The sequence below is a fragment of the Intrasporangium sp. genome, from assembly GCF_036566125.1.
GTDB lineage: Bacteria > Actinomycetota > Actinomycetes > Actinomycetales > Dermatophilaceae > Intrasporangium.
On record NZ_DATCWX010000081.1, the window covers coordinates 1 to 6774 of the forward strand.

6 protein-coding genes are annotated in these 6774 nt (G+C 68.7%); 2 read left to right on the plus strand and 4 right to left on the minus strand.

The annotated features are described in order from the left end of the window. Window positions 1–4 precede the first annotated feature (4 nt). Window positions 5–604 (plus strand): Type 1 glutamine amidotransferase-like domain-containing protein, encoded by a 600-nt coding sequence (locus VIR15_RS04825; RefSeq protein ID WP_331926344.1) that lies wholly within the window; start codon window positions 5–7, stop codon window positions 602–604. A 160-nt stretch (window positions 605–764) separates the two neighbouring features. Here the strand turns inward: VIR15_RS04825 and VIR15_RS04830 are convergent, their stop codons facing one another. The 4 genes from VIR15_RS04830 to VIR15_RS04845 form a co-directional block, all read right to left on the minus strand. Further along, window positions 765–1793 carry an NAD(P)-dependent alcohol dehydrogenase gene (locus VIR15_RS04830; RefSeq protein WP_331926339.1) on the minus strand — a complete coding sequence of 343 codons (1029 nt, stop codon included), beginning with the start codon at window positions 1791–1793 and terminating at the stop codon, window positions 765–767. Window positions 1794–1942: 149 nt separating this feature from the next. Then, window positions 1943–3268, minus strand: coding sequence for an MATE family efflux transporter (locus VIR15_RS04835; protein WP_331926340.1), 1326 nt, complete (start codon window positions 3266–3268; stop codon window positions 1943–1945). Beyond that, window positions 3265–3975, minus strand: coding sequence for a DNA alkylation repair protein (locus tag VIR15_RS04840; protein ID WP_331926341.1), 711 nt, complete (start codon window positions 3973–3975; stop codon window positions 3265–3267). Before VIR15_RS04840 ends, VIR15_RS04835 begins: the two co-directional genes overlap by 4 nt. Window positions 3976–4024: 49 nt before the next feature. After that, entirely contained in the window at window positions 4025–5143 is a 1119-nt protein-coding gene (locus tag VIR15_RS04845) for a metallophosphoesterase (protein WP_331926342.1), read from the minus strand. 118 nt (window positions 5144–5261) lie between these two features. On the opposite strand from VIR15_RS04845, the gene VIR15_RS04850 reads away from it, so the two are divergent. Beyond that, window positions 5262–6704 carry an RNA polymerase sigma factor gene (locus VIR15_RS04850; protein ID WP_331926343.1) on the plus strand — a complete coding sequence of 481 codons (1443 nt, stop codon included), beginning with the start codon at window positions 5262–5264 and terminating at the stop codon, window positions 6702–6704. Window positions 6705–6774 lie beyond the last annotated feature (70 nt).

Consider the following 6774-nt stretch of genomic DNA (forward strand, 5'->3'; position numbering starts at 1 on the left):
CGACCTGCTGGGCAAGCCCATCGCAGAGTGCCACGCCTTGGTCGTCCCGACCGCGCAGTGGGGTCACCCGATGTGCGGACCGGCATCGGTGCGAGGCCTGGTGGCCGCCGAGCCCTCGTGGGAGCACTTCACCGGCCTGGGATGGGCGTCGCTCGGTGTCCTCGAGCTCACCGCACTGCCCACCATTGGGTCGGAGCGGTGGGTCCCGTGGGTCCGGGAGGCCGACGTGCTGCTGGTCGACGGCGGCGACGCCACCTACCTGTACCACTGGATCCGGGAGTCGGGACTGGCCGACCTGCTGCCGTCGCTGTCCGACACCGTCTGGGTGGGAGTCAGTGCCGGAAGCATGGTGATGACACCGCGTATCGGAAACTACTTCGTGGAGTGGTCCTCCGCGCCCGACGACCGCACTCTGGGCGTCGTCGACTTCGCGATCTTCCCGCACCTGGACCTGTTCCCCACCAACACCCTCGCCCACGCAGAGCGGTGGGCCGCCGAGATCGGCCTTCCCGCCTACGCGATCGACGAACAGACGGCCATCAAGGTCGTCGACGGCTCCGTCGACGTGATCTCCGAAGGAGAATGGACGAAGTTCGGGGTATAGCCGCCCGCCACAGGTTGTCGCATTCTTCGGCTTCCTCGAAGCGCTTGGCCTTCACTTCGGCACGGCTCAGTAGTGCTGCCCTCTGATGCCGCCCAAGCCAAGCTTTGCGACCAAGCCTCCTGACACCTCTTCGGGGTGCTGATCGCCTGCCCAGCGACCCTCAGGGGACGATGACGCCCCGACCACGCACGCGGCCCTCGTGCAGGTCGTCGTAGGCCCGGAGCGCATCGTCCAGCGGGTACGTCTTCGTCTCGATGGACACGTCTCCGCGCTTCGCCATCTCGACGAGCTCGAGGAGCTCCTTGCGCCGGCCCCAGAGGGAGGTGCTGACCTGGACATCGAAGGGCGCCGACATCAGCCCGACCTTCACCGTGCCGCCACCAGCGCCGACGAGGACCACCGCCCCGCCGACGCCGACGCTCTTCAGCGCGAGATCGCCCGTCGGGTCGATCCCGACGAAGTCGAAGACGACGTCAGCGCCGCGACCGCCCGTGAGCTCCCTGATCCGATCAGCGGCCTCCGGCTTGGACTCCAAGGCCTCGTGAGCGCCCATCTCCCTTGCGAACGCGAGCTTTTCGTCGCCGAGGTCAAGCGCCACCACCCGTGTGGGCGTGAGGGTGCGCAGCAGCTGGATGGCGACGTGGCCCAGGCCACCGGCACCGATGACGACCGTCGTCGTCCCTCCGACCAGGCGAGGGAGGACCTTCTTGATCGCCTGGTAGGGAGTCAGGGCTGCGTCAGTGAGCGAGGCAGCGCGTACAGGGTCGAGGTCGCCGATCGGAACGAGGTGGCGGACGTCGTCGACGATCATGTACTCCGCCATCGCGCCATCACGACCCAGACCCGGCGAGACCATTCCCCGAAGGCAGAGGTTCTCTGACCCATCGGCGCACATCGCACAGACGCCGCAGCCCCAGCAGCCGTACACGATGACGCTGTCCCCGACGTCGACGCCCGTCACCCCCTCGCCCAACTCGGCGACCACTCCGGCCGGCTCGTGCCCGAAGGTCATGGGCAGTGGATAGGGATACACGTCCTCGGGATAGCTCATGACGACCTCGTCCGAATGGCACAGGCCGGACGCGGTGATCTTCAGCAGGATCTCCCCGGCACCGGGGCTGGGCTTGTCGACCTCACGAAGCTCCGGCTTGGCGCCGATGCGGACGTACTGGAGCGCTTTCACATCCACTTCCCCTCACGTTCGGACGCTGACGAGGTCAACTGTAGGTGGGCAAAGCGCCTTGGCGCGGGGCCGAGCCCAACGTCATACGACCAATCAGGTGTATGCCGCTGAGCTCGCTTGACGAGGAGAGGTGGCCTCCTGCTGTGGCGGGGTGGTCAGGCGCCGGTGACCATCCACGTGTCCTGACGGGCGCGCCAGCCGAGCACGATCCCGCGGATCGCCATCCAGAAGGTGAACGCAAGCCAGAGCACGACGATGTCGACGACGGCCGAGTCGCTCGGCCCGCGGCTGCGCAGGGCGAGCACGATCGGGATGTAGAGGACCAGGCTGACCACCTGTCCCCACGCAAGCCATCGACCGTCGCCGGCGCCGATCAGGACACCGTCGATGACGAAGACAAAGCCAGCGATGGCCTGGCCAAGCCCGACGATGATGAGCGCGGCGGAGAGGGCGGCCTGGACCGATTCCTCCCCGGTGAAGAGCGGTGGCAGGACGCCGTGGAGGGCGACAACGACAAGGCCGATGGCGAGCCCACCCCAGACGCCCCACCTGATCATCGTCCGCATCGCCGACCGGACACCCTCGCGATCGCCGGCGCCGAGGGAGCGGCCGACGATGGCCTGCGCCGCGATGGCCAGGGCGTCGAGCGCGAAGGCGAGGAAGGACCACACGGTCAGGGCCACCTGGTGCGCGGCCAGCGTGACGTCACCGTATGAGGCGGCGAGCCAGGTCGTGAGCAGCAGGGCAGCCCGGAGCGCCAGGGTCCGGATGAGCAGCGGAACCCCGGTCCGGGCAGCGCCGAGCACCCGGCCGGGGTGTGGGTGCAGCGGGGCGTGCCGGGCTCGGGCGTGCCGCAGCAGGACCAGGACGAGTCCTATCGCCATGCCCGTCTGGGCGATGACCGTGCCCCAAGCCGATCCGGCTATGCCCCAGTGCAGTCCGTAGACGAAGACGAGGTTGAGGACGACATTTGCACCGAACCCCAGGACGGAGGCGACCAGTGGTGTGCGGGTGTCCTGCAGGCCGCGGAGCACACCGGTGACGGCGAGGATGACGAGCATGCCCGGGATCCCGAAGGCCGAGATGCGAAGGTAGGTCGTCGCCTGGACGAGGACCGCTTCCGAGGCGCCGAAGACCGCACAGATCGGCTCGGCGAAGGTCGCGACGAGCGCCGCGGTGGCCACTCCGAGGCCCACGGCAAGCCAGAGCCCGTCGACCCCGGCTGCAATCGCCGCGCGCGTGTCGCCGGCACCGAGTTGACGCGCCACAACGCTCGTCGTGCCATAGGCGAGGAAGACGAAGACCCCCGCCGCGGTGATGAGCGCCGCGCTCGCGACGCCCAGCCCGGCGAGCTCCGCCGTGCCGAGGTGGCCGACGATCGCCGAGTCGGCGAGCAGGAAGAGCGGCTCGGCAATGAGGGCCAGGAAGGCAGGAACGGCGAGGCGGAGGATCTCGCGCCGGTGGCTCGGTGCCTGGGTCACGACCCCGGTCCCACGTGCTTGAGCGCCTCGCGACGGGAGAGACCCGACAGGGTGGGATGCTCCTGGACGAAGCGGCGGACCCAGGCCGGGTCCCACCTGGCGTGGTCCCGGAGCGCCCACCCGATCGCCTTGCGGCTGAAGAAGTCAGGATCCTCGATGTTCGGCTCGATGACATCACCGAGCAGCCGCTGGTCGAGCCGGTCCCGCACGCCGACCTGGCACAGGATCGCTGCCCGACGCACCCAGAGCGAGTCCGCGTTGGCCCACGAGCGCATGCGCGGCTTCTCAACACGCGGGGCGGCGAGCACCGTGTCGCGGACGAGGTGGGTGGCGATGTCGTCGACGACGTCCCACCAGCCGCCGCTTCGAATCAGCCTCTCCCACAAGGGCATGCTGGTCGAGTCGACCCATCGGCGATAAGCACGATGCTTGGCGAGGGCCAGCGCCGCGTACCACTCCTCCCGATGGGTGGCCTCGTCCCAGAGCTCACGGATCGTCGCGACCCACTCCGCGCGCGACTGCATGGCCAGGCCCGGGTCACGAAGAAGGGGACGCAATGCGCTGGCGAGCTCCGGCGACGTGAGGCCGTGGTAGGGGAGAGCCGACTTCATGTAGCGCTGCTGCCCGGCCGCTCTCTGGTGGTTGGTCCGTGCCGCGAGTGCGTCCCGCACCGCCGACGCGAAGTCGGGGTGCGGGCCGGTGCTCATGCGCCAAACGTAGTTGCCGTGGGACGAGTCGAGCATGGCCGTCCGAGCCCTAACGCTGGCGCAGCGTGATGACCGGCACCTCCGGCGGGGCGAGGACCCGAACCGGCGGGCCCCAGGCCCCAGCGCCGCGCGACGTGTACACCGGCACGTCACCTACCGGAGCAAGGCCCTCGAGGACCGGCTGCTGGAGTCGCACGAGGTAGTCGAAGGGCCACAGCTGTCCGCCATGCGTGTGCCCGGACACCTGCAGGTTGACGCCGCGCCCGGCCGCCAGCTCGGCGAGCTTGGGCTGGTGGGCCAGCAGCAGGGTGAACAGGTCCGGGTCCACGCCGGCCAGGGCGTCATCCACGTCCGGACTGCTGCCGGACGGATCGTTGAGGCCGGCGATGGTCAGCTGCCCACCGTTGCGGTCGATGGAGAGGTTCTCGTTGCGCAGCACGCGGATTCCAAGGTCCTCCCAGTGGTGCAGCCACGCCTCCGGCTCGCCGGAGATCACCTCGTGGTTGCCCTCGACGCCATAGACGCCGAGTGGGGCACGGAGCTCCTCCAGCGGTGCGATCTCCTCGCCGACCTGGGCGACCTTGCCATCCGCGATGTCACCCGCGATGACGACGAGGTCAGGGTGCTCGCTGTTGACCAGGTCGACGACGCGCCGGGTGAAGCCGACGTCCCGCACGGGCCCGACGTGGAGGTCGGTGATGAGGGCGATGCGCAGGCCGTCGAGTTTGTCGGGCACGAGGTCGTTCGTGATCGTCACCGGTGTGATCGTCGGCTCCGCCGCCTCCGTGATGCCGTATGCCGCTGTGCTCAGTGCCGCGACCACCACCGTGGGTGCCCCGATCCGTAGCATTGTGCGTCGCAGCTTCGTGCGACCGGCCAGTCGCGCGGGCAACACGACGAGTCCGAGGACGAGGACTCCGACGATGAGGTACCAGACGACGGCGAGCCAGGTCATGCCGAGCCAGGCGAGCCAGCGCGTGTTCGCCGGGTCGATGATGCCGCCCTGGATCGCGAAGGCGGCCAGCATAGCCAGCCACCCGAGGACGAAGACGACCGCGGAAGCGAGCTGAGCGGCATACGGCCATTGGGGTGTGACGAAGAGTCGGCGATGGAGGGCCCACGTCACGAGCGCAAGGAGCACCGCGACGACGGCGACGAATAGGGACACAGGGGGCAGCCTCTCAGGTCCCGGCCGGGATGGGCGTACCGGTTTCGGCGACCGGTCAACCATCCGCACTGCGAAGGCGACTCAAGTCGTATGTCCGTCGCTGTGGGGGAGGCAAGAGATGTTGGCAGAGCTACCGAGATTTCCGGAGTGGTCTGGCGACTCCGATCGTGACGCGATCATCCACGACCTCTTCACGGAACACTGTGCGGACCTCGTCCGTCTCGCGTACCTCATCGTGGGCGACCGTGACATCGCTGAGGATTCGGTCCACGAGGCCTTCATCGCGGTGTACCGCAACTGGAACACCCTGCGCGGCAGGTCCTCGCTTGGCGCGGAGCTCCGTGCCGCGGTCATCAGCCAGTGCCGCACCGCACAGCGGGGCCGCTCCCGATCGCGACGCATCGACGGCGACGCGATTGCCAATGACCAGGCACTGCGGATCTTGGCCGTTCTTCGGCGTATGCCGGAACGGCAACGCGAAGTCATCGTCTGTCGGTACCACCTCGACCTCAGCGAGGCCCAGACGGCAGCGCTCCTCGAGCTCGAGATCGGCACGGTCAATCGACATGCGCAGCGGGCCCTGCAACGACTCCAGCGCGACACCGATCTGATCGATGTCGGCGCGCACGTGAAGTGGGGGCTGCGCAGCGTGGCAGATGGCATCCAGGTCAGCGCCGCGGACGTTGCCGGGCTCGAGAGCGAGTTCATCGTCGGCCGCGCCAGTCGGCCGCAGCGACGGGCATGGCGGAACCAAAACTGGCTCGTGGCAGCCTGTGCCGTCCTCGCCCTCGCCCTGGCCGTCGCGGCACTGTCGATTGTCGGCGGTGAGAGGGGCGTACCGGCGATACCGGCGCTTCTCGACTCGGCATCGCGACCGCTCACGGCTGCGGATCTCGTCGGGGTGTGGCGGATTGATGATGACCCCAGGCCCATCGTGTGGGTCCTGCACGCAAACGGGACGATGGCGATCTGGTCGTTGCCCGAGGACCTCCGGCGCGGCCGGTCGGAGCCGGGTTTCGCCTACAGCGTCAAGGGCGACGTGCTCATGCTGCGATGGCGGGACACCTGCACGGCGTCATGGGCCCTCTCGGTGCTGGCGCCCGGCCGGCTCCGTGCCGACTTGGAGACCGGGGCTTCGTGTGGGCCCCGCAGTCCCGGGTGGCTGTCGTCAGTGCTGACCCGAGTGCTTCCGACTGCGGCGGGCGAACTCAGGCCGAAGTACATCGGCGGAACGCTCGACCGGATTCAGTGGTTGTCGTCGCTCACGGGCACGTGGCTGCTCTCCGGAACGGGACGGCTGCTCGCAGTCGACGACGCCGGGCACTACGTGGTCAGCGACGATGCTAGGACGGTGGACGACAAGGGGCGGGTCCCCCTCGTCGAGGAGGGCACCGTGACTCTTGCAGCCGACGGCTCCGCCGTCTTCACAGCGAAGGGCGAGCACTGCACGAGGACCTATGCCTCGGTCCGGTCTGACTACGCGACGATGGATGCCCGGCTCGCGCAGGACAGCTGCGGTCGGTTGGGGGGCGCGGCCGACACGTGGATCAGGTTGAACTGAGCGCGGCTGGATTCCTTGATGGTGTCAACCATCGAGGGGCTCCGATGCGACTGTTGTGGTGTGGACGCAA